This window comes from Desulfobacterales bacterium (assembly GCA_021647905.1).
Lineage (GTDB): Bacteria > Desulfobacterota > Desulfobulbia > Desulfobulbales > BM004 > JAKITW01.
Window position 1 is genome coordinate 1 of the sequence record JAKITW010000006.1, and the last position, 20,626, is coordinate 20,626.

18 protein-coding genes and 1 tRNA gene are annotated in these 20,626 nt (G+C 59.0%); all 19 read left to right on the plus strand.

The features are described 5' to 3' along the window. Nucleotides 1-330 precede the first annotated feature (330 nt). The 19 genes from rpmG (at nucleotide 331) to rplB (ending at nucleotide 20,621) form a co-directional block, all read left to right on the plus strand. A complete protein-coding gene (rpmG, locus tag L3J03_01715; GenBank protein MCF6289711.1) occupies nucleotides 331-480 on the plus strand; it encodes a 50S ribosomal protein L33 in 150 nt (49 codons plus the stop codon). Between the two features lie 153 nt (nucleotides 481-633). After that, nucleotides 634-709, plus strand: a tRNA-Trp gene (locus tag L3J03_01720). Between the two features lie 160 nt (nucleotides 710-869). Continuing rightward, nucleotides 870-1,151, plus strand: coding sequence for a preprotein translocase subunit SecE (gene secE / locus L3J03_01725; protein ID MCF6289712.1), 282 nt, complete (start codon nucleotides 870-872; stop codon nucleotides 1,149-1,151). Between the two features lie 57 nt (nucleotides 1,152-1,208). Continuing rightward, nucleotides 1,209-1,739, plus strand: coding sequence for a transcription termination/antitermination protein NusG (gene nusG, locus L3J03_01730; protein MCF6289713.1), 531 nt, complete (start codon nucleotides 1,209-1,211; stop codon nucleotides 1,737-1,739). A 170-nt stretch (nucleotides 1,740-1,909) separates the two neighbouring features. Next, on the plus strand, nucleotides 1,910-2,338 hold the full coding sequence (gene rplK / locus L3J03_01735) for a 50S ribosomal protein L11 (protein MCF6289714.1): 429 nt from the start codon (nucleotides 1,910-1,912) through the stop codon (nucleotides 2,336-2,338). 105 nt (nucleotides 2,339-2,443) lie between these two features. Further along, entirely contained in the window at nucleotides 2,444-3,148 is a 705-nt protein-coding gene (gene rplA / locus L3J03_01740) for a 50S ribosomal protein L1 (protein MCF6289715.1), read from the plus strand. A gap of 379 nt (nucleotides 3,149-3,527) precedes the next feature. Then, nucleotides 3,528-4,055, plus strand: coding sequence for a 50S ribosomal protein L10 (gene rplJ, locus L3J03_01745; protein MCF6289716.1), 528 nt, complete (start codon nucleotides 3,528-3,530; stop codon nucleotides 4,053-4,055). Between the two features lie 46 nt (nucleotides 4,056-4,101). Then, a complete protein-coding gene (gene rplL / locus L3J03_01750) occupies nucleotides 4,102-4,482 on the plus strand; it encodes a 50S ribosomal protein L7/L12 (GenBank protein MCF6289717.1) in 381 nt (126 codons plus the stop codon). 357 nt (nucleotides 4,483-4,839) lie between these two features. After that, nucleotides 4,840-8,919 (plus strand): DNA-directed RNA polymerase subunit beta, encoded by a 4,080-nt coding sequence (rpoB, locus tag L3J03_01755; protein MCF6289718.1) that lies wholly within the window; start codon nucleotides 4,840-4,842, stop codon nucleotides 8,917-8,919. Between the two features lie 82 nt (nucleotides 8,920-9,001). Beyond that, the gene (gene rpoC, locus L3J03_01760) at nucleotides 9,002-13,060 is read left to right on the plus strand and encodes a DNA-directed RNA polymerase subunit beta' (protein ID MCF6289719.1); all 4,059 of its coding nucleotides are present in this window, start codon (nucleotides 9,002-9,004) and stop codon (nucleotides 13,058-13,060) included. A gap of 130 nt (nucleotides 13,061-13,190) precedes the next feature. Then, on the plus strand, nucleotides 13,191-13,562 hold the full coding sequence (rpsL, locus tag L3J03_01765) for a 30S ribosomal protein S12 (GenBank protein MCF6289720.1): 372 nt from the start codon (nucleotides 13,191-13,193) through the stop codon (nucleotides 13,560-13,562). Between the two features lie 177 nt (nucleotides 13,563-13,739). Then, a complete protein-coding gene (gene rpsG, locus L3J03_01770; protein MCF6289721.1) occupies nucleotides 13,740-14,213 on the plus strand; it encodes a 30S ribosomal protein S7 in 474 nt (157 codons plus the stop codon). A gap of 211 nt (nucleotides 14,214-14,424) precedes the next feature. Beyond that, nucleotides 14,425-16,458, plus strand: a complete 2,034-nt coding sequence (gene fusA, locus L3J03_01775) for an elongation factor G (protein MCF6289722.1) — start codon at nucleotides 14,425-14,427, stop codon at nucleotides 16,456-16,458. Between the two features lie 47 nt (nucleotides 16,459-16,505). Then, nucleotides 16,506-17,696: an elongation factor Tu gene (tuf, locus tag L3J03_01780; protein ID MCF6289723.1), complete on the plus strand. Its 1,191-nt coding sequence runs from the start codon at nucleotides 16,506-16,508 to the stop codon at nucleotides 17,694-17,696. Nucleotides 17,697-17,709: 13 nt separating this feature from the next. After that, the gene (gene rpsJ, locus L3J03_01785; GenBank protein ID MCF6289724.1) at nucleotides 17,710-18,024 is read left to right on the plus strand and encodes a 30S ribosomal protein S10; all 315 of its coding nucleotides are present in this window, start codon (nucleotides 17,710-17,712) and stop codon (nucleotides 18,022-18,024) included. A gap of 92 nt (nucleotides 18,025-18,116) precedes the next feature. After that, entirely contained in the window at nucleotides 18,117-18,746 is a 630-nt protein-coding gene (gene rplC, locus L3J03_01790) for a 50S ribosomal protein L3 (GenBank protein ID MCF6289725.1), read from the plus strand. Nucleotides 18,747-18,794: 48 nt separating this feature from the next. Beyond that, entirely contained in the window at nucleotides 18,795-19,418 is a 624-nt protein-coding gene (gene rplD / locus L3J03_01795) for a 50S ribosomal protein L4 (protein MCF6289726.1), read from the plus strand. Further along, nucleotides 19,415-19,702 carry a 50S ribosomal protein L23 gene (rplW, locus tag L3J03_01800; protein ID MCF6289727.1) on the plus strand — a complete coding sequence of 96 codons (288 nt, stop codon included), beginning with the start codon at nucleotides 19,415-19,417 and terminating at the stop codon, nucleotides 19,700-19,702. Before rplD ends, rplW begins: the two co-directional genes overlap by 4 nt. Nucleotides 19,703-19,796: 94 nt before the next feature. Next, on the plus strand, nucleotides 19,797-20,621 hold the full coding sequence (gene rplB, locus L3J03_01805; GenBank protein ID MCF6289728.1) for a 50S ribosomal protein L2: 825 nt from the start codon (nucleotides 19,797-19,799) through the stop codon (nucleotides 20,619-20,621). The last annotated feature ends 5 nt before the right edge of the window (nucleotides 20,622-20,626 follow it).

The following is a 20,626-nucleotide window of genomic DNA, read 5'->3' on the forward strand; positions in this document are numbered from 1 at the left end:
CGCCCATTCTGGCCTGCTCGAATAGCACCAGTATGCTTCGCAGTCCCGAATGAACGAATCTAAGCCACTGGTAAACGCTTACGGGCATGAGTTTACCGTAAATCCGTACCCCCGGTGAACGGTTACATTTTGCATATAGGGACACAAGGCACTTAAGCGACCACCGGGTCCGGAGCCTGCTTCGGAAGTCTGCGTTGATTTGTCAGCGGCCTGTTCGCTTGCCGGGGTTGGGGTAATGACGCCGCGGCGTTGCTTATGCCCGGTGATCAATTACATGGATACCGGCCCGCACCGTTTGGCGTGGCGGGGATGTTATAGAAAGGAGCAGGTATGAGGAACATCATCACCCTGGGGTGTACGGTCTGTAAGAACCGGAATTACAGCACCACCAAGAATAAAAAAAATACGCCGCAAAAGCTTGAGTTTAAAAAGTATTGCCGGTTCTGTCGAAGTCATACCATGCATAAAGAGACCAAGTAGTGTCCGGCTGGAAGTTCTTTTTTCCGGCGGACGCCCTGCCGGGCGGCAAGGTGAGGTGGATTTCACCCTGGTCAACGGGTTGTCCCATCGTTACCTCAGGCTGATACCCCGGTTGCAGTTATCTGCCGGCACGGATTCAGGATATTTTCAGGTAGGCCAGTAGCTCTAATGGTAGAGCACCGGACTCCAAATCCGGGTGTTGGGGGTTCGAGTCCCTCCTGGCCTGCCACCTCAACCTGCTTTTCAGGTACAAGGCAGCAGGCGCACGGCATTGTGCGGTTGCGGCGGATTGATGGCGGCAAACAGTGATCAGGTAAAAATTACGGCAATCTACAGGCGGATGGGGGCGTGCCCCGGCTCCGCTGTTATTGATCGGTGGCCCCATTATTATGGCAGTGAAAAAGGGCGCTAAGTCCAAGAAAAGCGACAGGCCCCAGAAGAAAAAAGCCGTCCCCGAAGTGAAGACGACCACGCCCTCCCCCTATTCCATTGCCGGGATCAAGGGCTTCATCGGCGAAGTGCAGGGGGAGTTCCACAAGATCGCCTGGCCGGACAAAAAGGTGGTCATGGGGTCGACCGGGGTGGTTATCGTCCTGGTCATGCTTATTTCATTGTACCTCGGCGCGGTGGACCTGTTCGTCGGCAATATCGTCACCTCTATCTTGAAGTAACTGGCGGTCGGCGCGGCGTGATTACAAACCGGTCTTAAAGGATATCCGGCAAAGCTTATGGCGAGAAAATGGTACATAGTACATACCTACTCCGGGTTTGAAGAGAAGGTGAAGACCACCCTCCTGGAGAGGATCAGGGCCGCTGGCCAGGAGGTTCACTTCGGTGAGATCCTGGTACCCACCGAGCAGGTGCTGGAGATGATCAAAGGGACCAAGAAGACCACGGAAAGGAAGTTTTTTCCGGGTTATATCCTGGTCAACATGGATCTTAACAACGAAACCTGGCACACGGTCCGTTCCACCCCCAAGGTCACCGGGTTTGTGGGCAATGATCTCAACCCTCCTTCGTTGTCCGACGACGATGCGATGAAGATCATCGGCCGGATCAAGGATGGCGCCAAAAAACCAAAACCAAAGGTGGTGTACGAGGTCGGGGATCAGGTGCGGGTCATTGACGGGCCGTTTGCCAATTTCCAGGGAGTGGTCGATGAGGTCTTCCCTGATAAGGGTCGGGTTCGGGTGATGGTCAGTATTTTTGGCCGGTCAACTCCGGTGGAATTGGAGTTTGTCCAGGTATCCAACGACTAACCAGCATGGCTGGACCATAATTTTTGGGCCGCAGCCACAACCAACAATGAAAATCTCCCCGGACAGCGAGCTTCGTCCGGCACGACTTTCATGTTAAAGAAAGCGGTCAGAGGAAAAAACGCGGTTTTTTTGCGTACGAGTTGATAGCGACTACGATCAGGAGATGATAGATGGCTAAGAAAATTACCGGATATATTAAACTGCAGATCCCGGCCGGAAAGGCGAATCCTTCTCCGCCGGTTGGCCCGGCTCTGGGCCAGCAAGGCGTTAACATCATGGAGTTCTGCAAGGCCTTTAATGCCAAGACCCAGGGCCAGGGCGATATGATTATTCCGGCGGTGATTACCGTGTATGCTGATCGCTCCTTTTCGTTTATTACCAAGACGCCGCCCGCCTCGGTGCTGCTCTTGAAGGCCGCCGGCCTGAAGAGCGGGTCGAGCAACCCCAAGGTTGAGCGGGTCGGCAAGGTCGGCAGGGCCAAGATCCGGGAGATCGCTGAACTGAAGATGCCGGATCTCAATGCCTATGATGTCGAGGGGGCGATGCGGATCATCGAGGGGACGGCCCGGAGTTGCGGCCTGACCGTTGTCGATGGCTAGTGGGACCGGACTTTGTTAAAAGAATCACGAACAGAAACAACTTGTTGTTTTTAATGAGAAATATTTCTTGGTGAACAAGAAAGCGTACCGGGTGTGGAGATAACCATGGCAAGGCGAGGAAAAAACTACAAGAAGGTTACTGCTGATATTGATACCTCCAGGCTCTATACCGTTGAGGAGGGGATTGACCAGGCTCTGCATTCCAGCTATGCCAAGTTTGACGAATCCGTTGATATCGCAATCAGGTTGGGGGTTGATCCCCGGCATGCCGATCAGATGGTGCGGAGCAGCGTGGTGCTTCCCAACGGCACCGGCCGGGAGATCCGGGTGCTGGTCTTTGCCAAGGGAGACAAGGAAAAAGAGGCACTGGAGGCCGGGGCTGATTATGCTGGCGGCGATGATCTGGTTGCCAAAATCCAGGGGGGATGGCTGGAGTTCGATCGCACGGTGGCCACCCCGGATATGATGGCCACCGTGGGTAAGATCGGCCGGATCCTCGGACCGCGCAACCTGATGCCCAACGCCAAGCTGGGCACCGTGACCTTTGACGTCGCCCGGGTGGTCGGTGAGATCAAGGCCGGTAAGGTTGATTTCAAGGTGGACAAGGCCGGGGTGGTGCATGCGATGCTGGGCAAGGTCTCCTTTGGCCGGGAGAAATTGCAGGAAAACATCCTGGCCTTTATCGATAAGATCGTTCAACTCAAACCATCCACCAGCAAAGGGATTTACATGCGCTCGGTCAGCCTGTCAACAACCATGGGCCCTGGGATCAAGATCGATCCCCTGGATGCACGGGCCCTGGTAAAGTAGGCTTTTTCCGTCTCGGCCCCGCACTCCGGAGCATTGGGGACTCCCGGGCGTTTTTCTTGGCGGTTTTTATTATAAACAGCAACTGGTTGCCCGCCAGCGGCCGAAGAGGAACCTCCGGCGGGCTTTTCAATAATTAAACAGTGTGTCGAAGACAGCGGGTACTTCGGGTTTAATCAGTGTGAACTGACCTGCCGAGACGGTTATTTAGGAAACGACATTGTTCCCTTCAGGGGGGGGGTCGTTTGGATTGTCCGGGTGTCCGGCAATCCTTAACAACGAATTTTTCTCGGCAACGGCAAGGAAAAATCCGGAACTGCTGGCGACTGGAACCGGGGGTGCTCTTCAACCCGCGGGGCCATGATGAATAAGGAGGATAATCTTGAATCGCGAGAAGAAGGCAGAGGTGGTTGCGGAACTTAAGGATAAGTTCGGCCGGGCCGGAATTGCCTTTGTTGTCGACTATCAAGGCCTGACCGTCCCGGTACTGGAAGAGTTGCGACGCGCCCTGCGCAACGGTGACGCCGAGTTCCGGGTAGCCAAGAATACCTTTTTGCGCCGCGCGGTGGAAGGAACCGACTACCAGGGGCTGCAGGAACACTTCAAGGGAACCACCGCCGTGGCGGTGTCCTCCGGTGACCCGGTGCAGCCGGCCAAGATCCTGGCCGAGTTTGCCAAGGATCATCCTGAGTTCTCGCTCCGCTCCGCAGTGCTGGACGGCAAGCTGCTCGGTCCGGAGGAGATCACCGCATTGTCCAGGCTGCCCGGCCGGGAGGCGCTCCTGGGTCAGCTGCTTTCGGTGATGAACGCTGTTCCCACCGGCCTGGTCCAGGTATTAAGCGGCGTACCGAGAACATTCATGTACGCATTGCAGGCAGTCAAGGACCAGAAAGAAGGCCCAACCAACTGAACAACAAGGTTTTAACTTTTTATAACGTCGCTAGGAGGATGGAAAAATGGCAGTAAGCAAAGATGATGTAATTGAGTTTATCTCTAATATGACCGTACTTGAGCTGTCCGAACTGATCAAGGAACTGGAAGAGAAGTTCGGGGTGTCCGCGGCCGCCCCGGTGGCCGTTGCCGCGGCGGGCGGCGCCCCTGCCGATGCCGCCGCTGCTGAGGAGAAGACCGAGTTCGACGCGGTCCTCACCGCAATCGGCGATCAGAAGATCAAGGTCATCAAGGAAGTCCGGGGGGTCACCTCCCTCGGTCTCAAGGAGGCCAAGGAACTGGTCGAGTCTGTTCCCCAGCCGGTCAAGGAAGGCGTGTCCAAGGAAGAGGCCGAGGAGATCAAGACCAAAATCGAGGCTGTCGGCGGCACTGTCGAGATCAAGTAGGCGGCCCCGGTTTTCACCTGCCTTCAAGCACGAGGAGCGAATCGATCCGTATCATAAGTGAGCGTAACTCGAATTCAGCCCAGCAATTGTCGGTAAGGTGATTTGGCGCTACGGGGCGTTCCCGCTCCGTAGCGTTGTTGCGTTTTGATGGGACTGTTTTTCCCGGCTGCCGGTTCTGTCTGCCTGGCCTGTTCCCTTCACCAGGTATTACACTGAAATTTAAAAAGATTTCTCAGCAACAGGTGGGACCGCCCAGCCTCCCCCCTTGAGCCCTGCTGAGAGGATTGTATTCCCCATTTACACTGTCTCCGGGCCTGACCGGGCACATATAGACGAGGGCATTGCTCAATGAAGACGATGAACAGAGTCAGAAAGGATTTCGCCAAGACCGGACCGATCATGGATACGCCGCATCTCATCTCGATGCAGCGCTTCTCCTATGAGAAATTTCTCCAGAAGGGGCTGGCCCCTGACCAGCGGGAAGACACCGGGCTGCAGGCCATCTTCAAGAGCATTTTCCCCATTTCCGATTTCAACGGCGTCTGTTTCCTTGAGTTTGTCCGCTATACCTTTGGCGAGCCCAAGTATACGGTGGAGGAGTGCGTTGAGCGGGGGATGACCTATGATGTGCCGATCAAGATCACGGTCCGGCTGGTCACCTATGACACTGATCCCGAGACCGGGGTGCAGAACATTCGCGACATCAAGGAGCAGGAGGTTTACCTGGGCAGCGTGCCCCTGATGACCCGGGACGGGGTCTTTGTGGTCAACGGCACCGAGCGGGTGATCGTCAGCCAGCTCCAGCGTTCGCCCGGTCTCTTTTATTCCCATGACAACGGCCGCACCCATGCCAGCGGCAAGCTCCTCTATTCGGCCCGGATTATCCCGGTGCGGGGGTCGTGGATCGACCTTGAGTTTGATATCAAGGATATTCTCTACGTGCGCATCGACCGGCGGCGCAAGTTTCCGGTAACCACCCTGCTCAGGGCCCTGGGATATTCACCCGAGGAACTGCTTCGCTATTTCTATAAGGTCGAAAAGCTGGTGGTCAAGCGCAAGAAGTTCAAGAAGGTCTTTGACCTGGAGCTGCTCCTCGGGCAACGCGCCACCCAGGACCTTATCCATCCGGAAACCGGCGATGTGCTGGTCAAAAAGGGGCGGAAGATCAGCAAGGCCGCCGGCAGGAAACTGGCCGGGGCCGGGATTGATCTGCTTGATGTCGAATTGGACGAACTGGTGGGTAAATTCGTGGCCCACGATGTCGTCGCCCCCGGGACCGGCGAGATGATCCTGCCCTGTAACGGCGAACTGACCGAAACAGTGCTCACCTCGATGCTGGACGCCAAGGTCAAGCAGTTCGAGGTCCTGTTCATTGACGGCGCCAATGTTACCGACGCCTTTCGCAAGACCCTGACCCTGGACAAGGTCACCACCACCGAGGAGGCGCTGCTGGAGATTTACCGGCGGCTCCGGCCCAGCAGCCCGCCGACCAAGGAGGTGGCCACCTCCTTTTTCAACAACCTGTTCTTCAATCCCGGCACCTATGATCTCTCCGAGGTGGGCCGTTTCAAGATCAACGCCAAGTTGAAGGTTGACACCGACATCGCGGTCCGCACCCTGACCAAGGATGATATCATGGAGGCGGTACGCTACCTGGTCCGGCTCAAGGATGAGCAGGGCAAGGTGGATGACATCGATCATCTCGGCAACCGGCGGGTCCGCACGGTGGGCGAACTGGTGGAGAACCAGTACCGGATCGGCCTGGTGCGGATGGAGCGGGCCATCCGGGAACGGATGACCCTCCAGGAAGTGGAAACCCTGATGCCCCATGACCTGATCAATCCCAAGCCGATCACCTCGGCGATCAAGGAATTTTTCGGGACCAGTCAGCTCTCCCAGTTCATGGATCAGACCAACCCGCTCTCCGAGGTTACCCATAAACGGCGGTTGAGCGCCCTCGGGCCCGGGGGACTCTCCAGGGAGCGCGCCGGTTTCGAGGTCCGGGACGTACACCCCACCCATTACGGCCGGATCTGCCCGGTGGAGACCCCGGAGGGGCCTAATATCGGCCTGATCGTCTCGTTGGCAGCCTATGCCCGGGTGAACCGGTTCGGGTTCATCGAGACCCCCTACCGGCTGGTCAAGGACCGCAAGGTTACCGATGAGATCGAGTATATCACCGCCCTTGAGGAACGGGACCATATCATTGCCCCGGCCAAGACCGAACTGGATGATAAGAAACAGATCGCCGAGGACAACCTCATTGTCCGGCAGGAAGGCGAGGTGATCATTGCCACCGGCGACCAGGTCACCATGATGGATGTGGCGCCCAACCAGCTGGTCAGCGTGGCCACGGCCCTGATCCCCTTTCTTGAGAACGATGACGCCAACCGCGCCCTGATGGGCTCGAACATGCAGCGGCAGGCCGTGCCCCTGCTGCGGACCACCTCGCCGCTGGTCGGTACCGGACTGGAGCGGGTGGTTGCCCGGGATTCAGCGGCCTGTCTCCTTGCCGCCGGCCCCGGGGTCATCGAGGGGGTGGATGCCAACCGGATCGTGGTCCACTATGACGAACCGGACACCGATGGCTGCAATACCGGGATCGCGGTATACCGGCTGAGCAAATTCAAGAAGTCGAACCAGAACACCTGCTTTACCCAGAAACCCCTGGTCCTGCCCGGGCAGCGGGTGAACAAGGGCGATGTCCTGGCTGACGGCCCTTCCTGCGAACTGGGCGAACTGGCCCTGGGCCGGAACGTGACCATCGCCTTCATGCCGTGGCGGGGCTATAATTTCGAGGATTCGATCCTGGTCAGCGAGCGGTTGATCAAGGAAGATGCCTATACCTCGGTCCATGTGGAGGTTTTTGAGACCATGGCCCGGGATACCAAACTCGGCCGTGAGGAGATCACCAGGGATATTCCCAATGTCGGCGAAGAGGCGCTCAAGAATCTTGACGAGAGCGGGATCGTCCGGGTCGGCGCCGAGGTCAAGCCCGGTGACACCCTGGTCGGCAAGGTGACTCCCAAGGGCGAGACCATGTTGTCGCCCGAGGAGAAGTTGCTGCGGGCGATCTTCGGCGACAAGGCCAGCGATGTCAAGGATTCTTCCCTCAGGGTGCCGCCCGGGGTCGAGGGAGTGGTGATCGATGCCAAGGTCTTTTCCCGCCGCGGGGTGGACAAGGACGAACGGTCGCTCCTGATCGAGGATTATGAGGTCGAGCGGCTGACCCGGGACATGAACGATGAACTCAACTGCATGAAAAAGGCCCTGCGCGACCGGTTGACCGAACTGCTGGTCAACAAGGTTTGCAAGGCGCCGCTGCTCGGCCCGGATGGCACGGTTGTCTTGGCCAAGGGCCGGAAGTTCACTGCCGCGGCCATTGAAAACGCTGATTTCTCCGCCCTGCGGGGGATCGATTTTTCGACCTGGAAGAGCCACCAGGAGGAGATGGAGCTGCTCTTTTCCCGCTACCGCGAGCAGGCCAAACAGGTGCGGGCCCGGTATGAAGGGATCATTGCCCGGCATCGCAAGGGTGACGATCTGCCTCCCGGGGTGATCCGGATGGTCAAGGTCTATATCGCGGTCAAGCGCAAACTGGCGGTGGGTGACAAGATGGCCGGCCGGCACGGCAACAAGGGGGTCGTCTCCCGGATCCTGCCGGAAGAGGATCTGCCCTTTTTCGCCGACGGCACCCCGGTGGATATTGTGCTTAATCCCCTGGGCGTTCCCTCCCGGATGAACGTCGGCCAGGTGCTGGAGGCCCACCTCGGCCTGGCGGCCAGGAAGCTGGGCGAACAGATCCAGCAATTTGCCGAAAAACATGAGCTGGCCGCGGTCAAGAAAAAGCTCAAGAAGGTCTATTCCGCCGGGGAATACAAGGCGCTCACCGCCGGACTCTCCGACGCTGAACTCCTTGCCCAGGCCCGCAAGATGGGTAACGGCCTTCATATGGCGACCCCGGTTTTCGACGGGGCCTCGGAGCAGGAGATCAGGAGCCTGCTGGTTGAGAGCGGGATGAGTGAGTCCGGCCAGGCCACCCTCTACGACGGCCTGACCGGCGACCCATTCGACCGGCCGGTGACCGTGGGGGTGATGTATATCCTCAAGCTTCACCACCTGGTGGACAACAAGATCCATGCCCGGTCCACCGGTCCCTACTCGCTGGTGACCCAGCAGCCCCTGGGCGGTAAGGCCCAGTTCGGCGGGCAGCGGCTGGGCGAGATGGAGGTCTGGGCCATGGAGGCCTACGGGGCCGCCTATACCCTGAAGGAGTTCCTGACCGTCAAGTCCGATGACGTGGAGGGACGGACCACCATGTATGAGAATATTGTCAAGGGCAAGAATTTCCTGGAGACCGGATTGCCCGAGTCGTTCCACGTTCTGATCAAGGAACTGCAGGGACTGTGTCTGGATGTCGAACTGCTGGATGAGTAACAGGGAACCCGGAACCCGGTCCTTCCGCCCTCTTCAGGGGGGCGGTCTTCAGCGCCCAAAAAATTTATAAAAAGGTGTAGCCGTGGAAGATCTTTTCAGCTTTTTTGCCAAAGCCAAGGCGCCTGTTAATTTTAAATCCGTAAAAATATCCCTGGCCTCGCCCGGCAAAATCCGGGACTGGTCGCACGGGGAGGTCAAGAAGCCGGAGACCATCAATTACCGGACCTTCAAGCCGGAACGGGACGGACTCTTCTGTGCCAAGATATTCGGTCCGGTCAAGGACTATGAGTGCAACTGCGGCAAGTACAAGCGGATGAAACACCGCGGCGTGGTCTGCGAGAAATGCGGGGTCGAGGTCATCCAGTCCAAGGTCAGGCGGGAACGTCTCGGTCATATCAAGCTGGCCGCGCCGGTGGCCCACATCTGGTTCCTGAAGAGTCTGCCCAGTAAAATCGGCAGCCTGCTCGACATGACCTTGAAGGAGTTGGAGCGGGTCCTGTACTTTGAATCCTATGTGGTGGTCTCCTCCGAGGAGCCCTCCCTGCCGCCGGCAACCCTGTTGAACGAGGACGGCTACCGCCAGGCGGTGGAAGAATTCCCGGGCAAGTTTGTCGCCGGGATCGGGGCCGAGGCGATTCGCGAACTGCTCAAGGGCCTTGATCTCCATGCCCTGTCCGCCTCGATCCGGGAGGAGATGCGGACCACCACCTCGGAGACCAAACGGAGCCGGCTGGGCAAGCGGCTGATCGTGGTGGAGGCCTTCCGCGACTCCGGCAACCGCCCGGAATGGATGATCCTGGAGGTGATCCCGGTGCTGCCGCCGGACCTGCGGCCGCTGGTGCCCCTGGAGGGCGGCCGTTTCGCCACCTCGGACCTGAACGATCTCTACCGGCGGGTGATCAACCGCAACAACCGTTTGAAAAGGCTCCTGGAACTTGACGCCCCGGACATCATCATCCGCAACGAAAAACGGATGCTGCAGGAGGCGGTGGACGTCCTGTTTGATAACGGCCGCCGGGGCCGGTTGATCACCGGGCCCAATAAACGGCCGCTCAAGTCCTTCAGCGATATGCTCAAGGGCAAACAGGGACGTTTCCGCCAGAACCTGCTCGGTAAGCGGGTGGACTACTCCGGCCGTTCGGTCATCGTTGCCGGCCCGCATCTGCGCCTGCACCAGTGCGGGATTCCCAAGAAGATGGCCCTGGAGCTGTTCAAGCCCTTTATCTACAGCAAGCTGGAGGGTCTGGGATATGTGACCACCATCAAGAGCGCCCGCAAGATGGTGGAAAAGGCGACCAAGGAGGTCTGGGACGTGCTCGAGGAGGTGGTGACCGAATATCCGGTGATCCTGAACCGTGCTCCCACCCTGCACCGTCTCGGCATGCAGGCCTTTGAAGCGGTGCTTATCGAGGGCAAGGCCATCCAGCTTCACCCCCTGGTCTGCATGGCCTTTAACGCCGACTTTGACGGCGATCAGATGGCGGTCCATGTCCCCCTGTCCGTGGAGGCGCAGACCGAGGCCCGGGTGTTGATGATGTCCACCAACAACATCCTTTCCCCGGCCAACGGGAGCCCGGTGATCATTCCCACCCAGGACGTGGTCCTGGGCATCTACTACATGACCCGGGACCGGATGCTGGCCAAGGGCGAGGGCAAGATCTTTTCTTCTCCTGATGAGGCCCGGATTGCCTACGACCACGGGGTGTGTGAACTGCACGCCAAGGTCAAGGTTCGTTTCAACGGCAAACTGGTCGATACCACCATCGGCCGGACCCTGCTCAACGATCTGCTGCCCGCCAAGGTGCCGTTCAGCGTGATCAACAAGGTGATGAACAAGCGCGAACTGGCCTGGCTGATCGACTATACCTATCGGAACGCCGGCACCAAGGAGACCGTTATCCTGGCCGACCGGTTGAAGGATATGGGTTTTGAATACGCCACCCGGGCCGGGATTTCGGTCTGTGTCAACGATATGATTATCCCGGTCAAAAAAGAGGAGATTCTCGCTGAGGCTGAAAACGAGGTCCTGGATGTTGAGCGGCAGTACACCGACGGGCTGATCACCGTGGGCGAGAAGTACAACAAGGTGGTTGACGTCTGGTCCAAGGCGACCGAGGAAGTGGCCAAGGAGATGATGGCCGAGATGAGCGTCGAGTTTCAGCGGGACCGGGACAATAAGAGGGTCGAGGTCCCCAGTTTCAACCCGATCTTTATCATGGCCGATTCCGGGGCCCGGGGCAGCAAGGACCAGATCCGGCAGCTGGCCGGAATGCGTGGCCTGATGGCCAAGCCGTCCGGGGCGATCATCGAGTCGCCGATCAAGGCCAACTTCCGTGAAGGGCTGGGGGTGCTCGAGTATTTCATCTCCACCCACGGTGCCCGCAAGGGTCTGGCCGATACCGCGCTGAAGACCGCCAACTCCGGCTACCTGACCCGGCGGCTGGTGGATGTGGCCCAGGACTCCACCATCGTGGCCCGGGACTGTGACACCCTGGACGGGATCATGGCCGAGCCGTTGATGGAGGGCGGCGAGGTTATCCAGCGGGTCGGCGACCGGATCCTCGGCCGGGTGGCCCTGGAGGACGTGATCGATCCCTTTACCGGCGAGGTCCTGGTGGAGGCCAATCAACAGATCACCGAAGACCGGGTCGATGCCATCGAGGCCGCTGGCATCGACCGGGTGCTGATCCGCTCGGTACTCACCTGCCGGGCCAAGCGCGGGGTCTGCGCCATGTGCTACGGCCGCGATCTCGGCCGCGGCCATATGGTCAATACCGGCGAGGCGGTGGGGATCATCGCGGCCCAGTCCATCGGTGAGCCGGGCACCCAGCTCACCATGCGGACATTCCATATCGGCGGTACTGCCAGCCGGCGGGTCGAACAGGCCGAGATTCGCACCCAGCACGGCGGGGTGGTCAAGCTGCAGCGGATCCATCACGTGACCAACTCCAGCGGCCGGATGGTGGTGATGAACCGCAACGGCGAGATCACCATCCTCGGCGCCGAGGGCAGGGAGCGGGAGCGGTACCCGGTTAACTACGGGGCTCAGTTGCTGGTCAAGGATGGCGATACCGTGGAGCCGGGCACCATCCTTGCCGACTGGGACCCCTACACCATTCCGATCATCTGTGAGGTGGGCGGGACCATCAAGTACGGCGATATCATCGAGGGGGTGACCATGCAGGAGCGGGTCGACCCGGTTACCGGCAAGGCCAGCAAGGTGATCATCCAGTCCCGGACCAGCGCTGACATGAATCCGCGGATTACGATCAAGGACAAGCGCGGCCGGACCCTGAAACTGCCCAACGGCACCACCCCGGCCCGGTATTCCCTGCCGGTTGGTTCGATTATCTCGGTGATTGAGGGCGCGGCCGTGGAGCCGGGCTCGATCGTCGGCAAGATTCCGCGGGAGACCACCAAGACCAAGGATATTACCGGTGGTCTGCCCCGGGTCGCCGAGCTGTTCGAGGTGCGCAAGCCCAAGGAGCATGCGGTGATCTCCGAGATCGACGGCCGGGTCTCGTTCGGCAAGGACCTCAAGGGCAAGAAGCGGGTGGTGATCACCCCGGAAGTGGGCGATGCCAAGGAGTACCTGGTGCCCAAGGCCAAGCATGTCAGCGTGCACGAGGGCGACTATGTCAAGGCCGGCGAACCGCTGATGGACGGATCCCCCATTCCCAACGATATTCTCCGGGTCCTCGGGGTCAAGGAACTGGCCCGGTTCCTGGTCAACGAGATCCAGGAGGTCTACCGGCTCCAGGGGGTCAAGATCAATGACAAGCATATCGAGGTCATTGTCCGTCAGATGCTGCGGCGGGTCCGGATTACCGGGGTGGGTGATTCGAGTTTCATGCTCGGCGAACAGGTGGAGTGGTGGCGTTTTGAAGAGGAGAACGAGAAGATGTTCGCTGCCGGCAAGCAGCCGGCCGTGGCCGAGCCGCTGTTGCTCGGGGTGACCAAGGCCTCCCTGAGCACCGACAGTTTCATCTCGGCGGCCTCGTTCCAGGAGACCACCAAGGTGTTGACCAACGCCGCCATGGCCAGCCGGATCGATCATCTGCACGGGCTCAAGGAAAACGTGATCATGGGCCGGCTGATTCCGTCCGGCACCGGGCTGCCGCGCTACCGGATCGATGTCTAGAAATGGAATTGCCGCCAAGAATATTCTTGACAAGGACAGGTGTTTCGACTAATTAATTCTCTCTTTGTGGCAGCAGTGCCGGCAACAGGAATTGACCCATACTGAAGTTAACCGACAGGAGTTTTTATTAATGCCTACTATCAACCAGTTGATCCGGCAGGGACGCAAGAAGGTGGTCAAACGGACCAACACCCCGGCCTTGAAGGGATCGCCCCAGAAACGCGGGGTGTGCGTCAGGGTCTACACCACCACCCCCAAGAAGCCCAACTCGGCGCTGCGCAAGGTGGCCAGGGTGCGGCTTACCAACGGGATGGAGGTGACCTCCTATATCCCGGGTATCGGACATAACCTGCAGGAGCACTCGGTGGTGTTGATCAGGGGCGGCCGGGTCAAGGATCTGCCCGGGGTCCGCTATCATATCATCCGCGGCACCCTGGACGCCCTGGGGGTCTCGGAGCGGCGGCAGGGTCGTTCCAAGTACGGCGCCAAGCGGCCCAAGTAGGCATTCATGCGGGTTTGTTCCGTTGCCGTCGGCCCGGCCCGATGAAGTTATAACAACCGGAAACAGCCACGGAAGGAAGTCAACAACTTACAATGTGATACACGTTGGTCTCGGATCTTGTTGCGAGGCCGGCCATGTGGTCCAGCCATGCTGGTTCAGTGAGGAGGTTTGAGATAGATGCCAAGGCGGAAAGTAGTTGAAAAACGGCCGAGTGTTCCTGATCCCCGTTATAACAGCGTGCTGGTGACCAAGTTCACCAACGGGATCATGGAGCGGGGCAAGAAGAGCGTGGCCCAGAATATTTTCTACGGCGCCATGGATATTCTGGCCGAGCGGGTGACCGACCAGGAGCCGATGGCTGTTTTCGACAAGGCCATGGAGCGGGTCCGGCCCAAGGTGGAGGTCAAGTCCCGCCGGGTCGGCGGCGCCACCTACCAGGTGCCCATCGAGGTCCGGCCGGAACGGCGCAATGCCCTGGCGATTCGCTGGATCATCGGTTTTGCCAAGAATCGCTCCGGCCGGTCGATGTCGGCCAAGCTGGCCGCGGAACTGCTGGACGCCTATAATAACCGGGGCGGCTCGGTAAAGAAACGTGAGGATACGCACCGGATGGCCGAGGCCAACAAGGCCTTTGCCCATTACCGCTGGTAATACTTTTTCAAAGGTGCCGGGTTCGTTTTTCTTTGGTTGACAAACCGATCCGGGCAGGGTAAACAGTGCCCTTCTTTTCCAAGGGGTGGTCCCGGAGCGGGCGAAGATCACAGGATGCTGGAGCGGATTCAGACAAACCGAATACATTTGCTTAAGGAACAGATCCGTGGCCGCCAATGCTCCACTTGCCAAGGTACGCAATATAGGCATAATGGCCCATATCGATGCCGGCAAGACGACCACCACCGAGAGGATACTGTTCTATACCGGCCGTTCCCATAAGTTGGGCGAGGTCCATGACGGCACGGCGGTCATGGACTGGATGGAGCAGGAGCAGGAGCGGGGGATCACCATCACCTCCGCCGCCACCACCTGCTTCTGGCGCGACCATAAGATTAATATAATCGACACCCCGGGGCATGTTGATTTCACCGTTGAGGTGGAACGCTGTCTCCGGGTTCTGGACGGCGCGGTTGCCGTCTTTTGTGCGGTTGGCGGGGTTGAGCCCCAGTCCGAGACCGTCTGGCGACAGGCTGATCATTATCGCATCCCGCGGCTGGCCTTTGTCAATAAAATGGACCGCATCGGCGCTGATTACCAGCGCTGTATCGAGATGATGCGGGACCGGCTCGGCGCCAACCCCTTGCCCGTACAGATACCGGTGGGCAGGGAAAGCGATTTCCAGGGTGTTATCGATCTCATCAACGAGAAGTTGCTGCTCTTTGATGAGTCCACCCAGGGTTTGAAGGTGACGGAACACGAGATTCCGGACGAGTTCAAGGAAGAATCTGCGGCCGCCCGTATGACGCTCCTCGAGAAGTTGGCCGACTTCGATGAGGGGGTCATGGAAAAATATCTGGAAGAACAACCAGTCGCTCCCGCCGAGTTGGTCGAGGCGGTGCGGAATGCGACCCTCGGGCTACATGTGGTTCCGGTACTTTGCGGCAGCGCTTTTAAGAATAAGGGCGTACAGCCGCTCCTGGACGCGGTGATCGCCTATCTGCCGTCGCCGCTTGATGTCCCCCCGGTCGAGGGGATCAACGCCAGGGGCGGGGTGGAGACGCGCCGGACCAGTGACACCGAGAAGTTATGCGCCCTGGCCTTTAAGTTGATGACCGACCCGTTTGTCGGCAACCTGGCCTTTGTCCGGATTTATTCCGGGGTACTCAAGGTTGGCGGCAAGGTTTACAACACCGCCAAGGAGAAGCAGGAAAAGATCGGCCGGATCGTCAAGCTGCACGCCAACAAACGGGAAGAGGCGGCCGAGGTCCGGGCCGGCGACATCGCCGCACTGGTCGGACTCAAGTTTACCACCACCGGCGATACCCTGACCGAACCGGGTGATACGCTGCACCTCGAGACCATCGAGTTTCCCGATCCGGTGATTGGTATTGCCATCGAGCCGAAGAGCAAGGCCGACGAGGAGCGGCTCCGGGAGAGCCTGGACAAGATTGCCAGGGAAGATCCCTCGTTCCTGGTAAGGGTGGACGAGGATACCGGCCAGACGATCATCTCGGGGATGGGCGAACTCCACCTGGAGATCATTGTCGACCGGCTGGTGCGGGAGTTCAAGGTGTCCGCCAATATCGGCAAGCCCCAGGTGGCCTACAAGGAAACGATCACCGCCACGGCCCGGGGCGAGGGTCTCTTTGACCACCATGTCGCCGGCAGGAATCAGTACGGCCGGGTGGTGCTGGAGGTTGAGCCGCTTGAGCGGGGCCGGGGGTTTGTGTTTGAAAACCGGGTGGCCGAGGAGATGGTTCCCGGCCGATTTATCAATGCCGTTAAAAATGGCGTTGAGGGGGGGCTGGATTCCGGCGCCCTGATCGGTTTCCCCCTGGTCGATATCAAGGTGAGCCTGGTGGGCGGTTCCTGTCACGACGACGAATCCACTGAGATGGCCTTTGGGGTGGCCGCCACCATGGCCCTGCGCCAGGCGGCTGCCGGGGCCGCTCCGGTCCTGCTCGAGCCGATAATGGACCTGGAGATCCTTGTCCCGGAGGAGTACATGGGCGAGGTGATGAACGACCTGCACGGCAAGCGGGCCAAGGTGCTGGGAGTGGACAGCCGGCAGGCCTACCAGGTGATAACGGCCCATGCCCCGCTGTCGGAAATGTTCGGGTATTCGACTGATCTCCGGTCGGCGACCCAGGGCCGGGCGACCTTTACCATGCAGTTTGTTGTCTACGATATAGTCCCCGCGGCCAAGGCCGGGGCAATCATACATCGAATCAGAGGGTATTGATTGAAGTATAACCAACCCTGATCATAAGAACATAGTGAGGATGAAAGATGGCAAAGGAAAAATTCGAGCGGACGAAACCGCATGTAAACGTAGGCACGATCGGCCACATCGACCATGGCAAGACCACGTTGACCGCGGCGATCACCCGGGTGCTGGCGACCAAGGGTCAGGCAAGCTTTGTTGATTTCAGCGAGATCGACAAGGCGCCGGAAGAGAAGGAGCGGGGAATCACCATTGCCACGGCCCATGTGGAGTATGAGACTGATAAGCGTCATTACGCCCATGTGGACTGCCCTGGTCATGCCGACTATATCAAGAACATGATCACCGGCGCGGCGCAGATGGATGGGGCGATCCTGGTTGTGGGGGCGGACGACGGTCCGATGCCGCAGACCCGGGAGCATATCCTGCTTGCCCGCCAGGTGGGGGTGCCGGCGATCGTGGTATTTCTGAACAAGACCGACATGGTGGATGATCCGGAGCTGATCGAGCTGGTGGACATGGAGCTGCGCGAGCTGCTCGACAAGTACGAGTTTCCTGGCGACGACACCCCGATCATCCCGGGCAGCGCATTAAAGGCCCTGGAGAATCCAGAGGACGAGTCCGCCACCAAGTGCATCTGGGAATTGATGGATGCGGTTGACACCTTTATTCCGGAGCCCAAGCGGGACATAGACAAGCCGTTTCTGATGCCGGTGGAGGACGTGTTTTCGATTTCCGGCCGCGGCACGGTGGCCACCGGGCGGGTTGAGCGGGGGGTGATCAAGGTGGGCGAGGAGGTTGAGATCGTCGGTATCCGGGAGACCCGCAAGACCACGGTGACCGGTGTGGAGATGTTCCGCAAGCTTCTGGACGAGGGCCGGGCCGGAGACAACATCGGCGCGCTTCTGCGCGGGATCAAGCGGGAGGAGATCGAGCGCGGCCAGGTATTGGCCAAGCCGGGGAGTATCACCCCGCATACCAAGTTCAAGGCCGAGTGCTACATCCTGAACAAGGAAGAGGGCGGCCGTCACACCCCGTTTTTCAACGGCTACCGTCCCCAGTTTTATTTCCGGACCACGGACGTGACCGGAATAGTGACCCTTCCCGAGGGAGTGGAGATGGTAATGCCGGGTGACAACGTGTCCATTGAGGGGACGCTGATCACCCCGATTGCAATGGAAAAGGAATTGCGTTTTGCGATCCGCGAGGGCGGCCGGACGGTCGGCGCCGGCGTAATCAGTGAAATTATTGAATAGGTAGATAGATATCATGGTTACCACTGACAAGATTCGCATCAAGATGAAGGCCTATGATCATAAATTGCTGGATCTGTCCACCAAGGAGATCGTAGAGACGGCGAAACGTACCGGCGCCACGGTTGCCGGTCCGATTCCCTTGCCGACCGTTATCAATAAATACTGCGTCCTCCGGTCGCCCCATGTTGATAAAAAGTCGCGCGAGCAGTTCGAGATGCGGACCCACCGGCGGCTGCTCGATATCCTTGAGCCGACCCAGCAGACCATTGACTCGCTGATGAAGCTTGAATTGTCCGCCGGGGTGGACGTGGAAATCAAATTGCCGTAGGGTGGCGCGGCCGCGGCGCCGGACCGGCGCGTTGACCGCGGACCATGTTTAACGCGGCAAGAGTGGATTAAAAAAAACAACGGGTGGCACATATGCCGAACACAAAAGGAATATTGGGGAAGAAACTGGGGATGACCCGGGTGTACTCCGAGGAGGGTCGCTCGATCCCGGTGACGGTGGTCGAGGCCGGTCCCTGTGTCGTTCTCCAGAAAAAGACCCAGGACAAGGATGGGTATAATGCCATCCAGCTTGGCTTTCAGTCCAAGAAGGATGCGCGGCTGACCAGGCCCGCGGCCGGCCATTGCAAGGCCGCCGGCAAGGGCGGTTTTTATCATATCAAGGAATTCAAGGTTGTTGATCCCGAGAACTACGAGGTCGGCCAGGAGATCATGCTGGCCGATGTTTTCAAGGTCGGTGAGCTGGTGGATGTCAGCGCGGTGGCCAAGGGGCGTGGATTCCAGGGGGTGATCAAGCGTCATGGATTCAAGGGCGGCGGGGCCACCCATGGTTCCATGTTTCATCGCCGGCCCGGGTCCATCGGCTGCAGTGCCTGGCCGAGCCGGGTTGTCAAGGGCAAGAAGATGCCCGGCCACATGGGCGTCAATCTGGTGACCAAGAAGAATTTGACCATTATTGATATCCGGCCGGAAGATAATGTTCTGCTGCTCAAGGGGGCTGTGCCCGGGGCAAAGCAAGGCGTACTGCGGATCTACTCCAAGTAGATCCGGGCTTAAGTGTCGTAAGGGTGCAACCTGAGGAGATCTTGAAAAATGGCAGTTACATCGGTTTATAACATCGACAACGACAAGGTCGGTGAAATTGAATTGAACGATTCCCTGTTCATGGTACCGGTAAAGAACCACATCCTGCACGAGGTGGTGCGGATGCAGCGGGCCAACCGGAGGGCCGGGACGGCCAGCACCAAGACCAGGGCCGAGGTCCGGGGCGGCGGGGCCAAGCCCTGGCGCCAGAAAGGCACCGGCCGGGCCCGGGCCGGCACCCGCAACTCCCCGTTGTGGCGCGGCGGCGGCGCCGTGTTCGGGCCCAAGCCCCGTGATTACAGCTACCGGCCTCCCAAGAAGGTGCGGCGGCTCGGTCTCAGGATGGCCTTGAGCGCCAGATTCTCCGAGGAGAATCTGCTGGTGCTGGATGATTTTCAACTGGACGGGATCAAGACCAAGGGGTTTGTCAAGGTGATGGAGACCCTGAACATCTCCAACGGCCTGATTGTTATTCCCGGGAGCAATGAGAACCTGGAGAAGTCGTCGCGAAACGTGTACGGATTCAAGGTCATTCCGGTGGCTGGCTTGAATGTCTATGACATTCTCCATCATCACCGGCTGGTGCTGCTGAAGCCCAGTATTGATCAACTGGAAGAGAGGTTGTTGTCATGAGTCATTTGTTCGGTGTTCTCAAGGGACCGTGTCTTACCGAAAAGAGCGATCAGCTCCTGGAAGGCCCGGGACAGGTGGTGTTCAAGGTCAGCCCTTCCGCAAACAAGATCGAGATCAAGCAGGCGGTGGAGCGGAACTTCAATGTCAAGGTCGCCGGGGTGAGAACCGCCAGGGTCCGGGGCAAGAAGAAACGGGTCGGCCGCTACTCCGGGGTTACCGCGGAATGGAAAAAGGCCTTTGTCACCTTGGCGGAAGGCGAAATCAATTTCCTGGAAGACCTGTAAGCGGAACGGCCCGGACCACCCTGTCGTGCATCCGGGGCAACGACTCCACAGGTAGAATCAACATATCAGCGCTTGAATAGAATCGGGGTTGCAAATGGCTATTAAGACCTATAATCCGACATCACCCGGTAAAAGAAACCACGTGTCAACGGTTTCACCGGAGTTGTCCAAGAAAAAACCGGAAAAGAGCCTGACTGCGTCGCTCAGCAAGAGCGGCGGCAGAAACAACTACGGCCGGATAACCGCGCGCCACATCGGCGGCGGCCACAAACGGAAATACCGGATTATCGACTTCAAGCGGAACAAGGTCGGTATTCCGGCCCGGGTGGCCGCCATTGAGTACGATCCGAACCGGTCGGCCAATATCGCCCTGCTCCATTATGCCGACGGTGAAAAGAGCTATATCCTCTCTCCGGCCGGGATCAAGGTCGGCGATGCGGTGGAGGCCGGCGAAGGCGTGGATATCAAGGCCGGCAACTGCCTGGCAATGGGTGATATTCCCCTGGGCACCATCATTCACAACCTGGAGATGAAGATCGGCAAGGGCGGTCAACTGGTGCGCAGCGCCGGCGTATCCGCTCAGCTGATGGCCAAGGAGGGCGATTACGTCCTGGTCAAGCTGCCCTCGGGCGAGGTGCGGCGGTTCCACAAGAAGTGCCGGGCCTGTATCGGCCAGATCGGCAATTCCGAGCATGACAGCCGCAAGCTCGGCAAGGCCGGCCGGAAACGGTGGCTGGGCAAGCGGCCCCATGTTCGCGGGGTGGCAATGAACCCGGTTGACCATCCCATGGGCGGCGGCGAAGGCAAGAGTTCCGGCGGCCGTCATCCCTGCACGCCGTGGGGGGTGCCCACCAAGGGTTATAAGACCCGGCGGGGCAAAAAGACTTCCGACAGGGATATCGTAAGAAGAAGATCATAATCTGG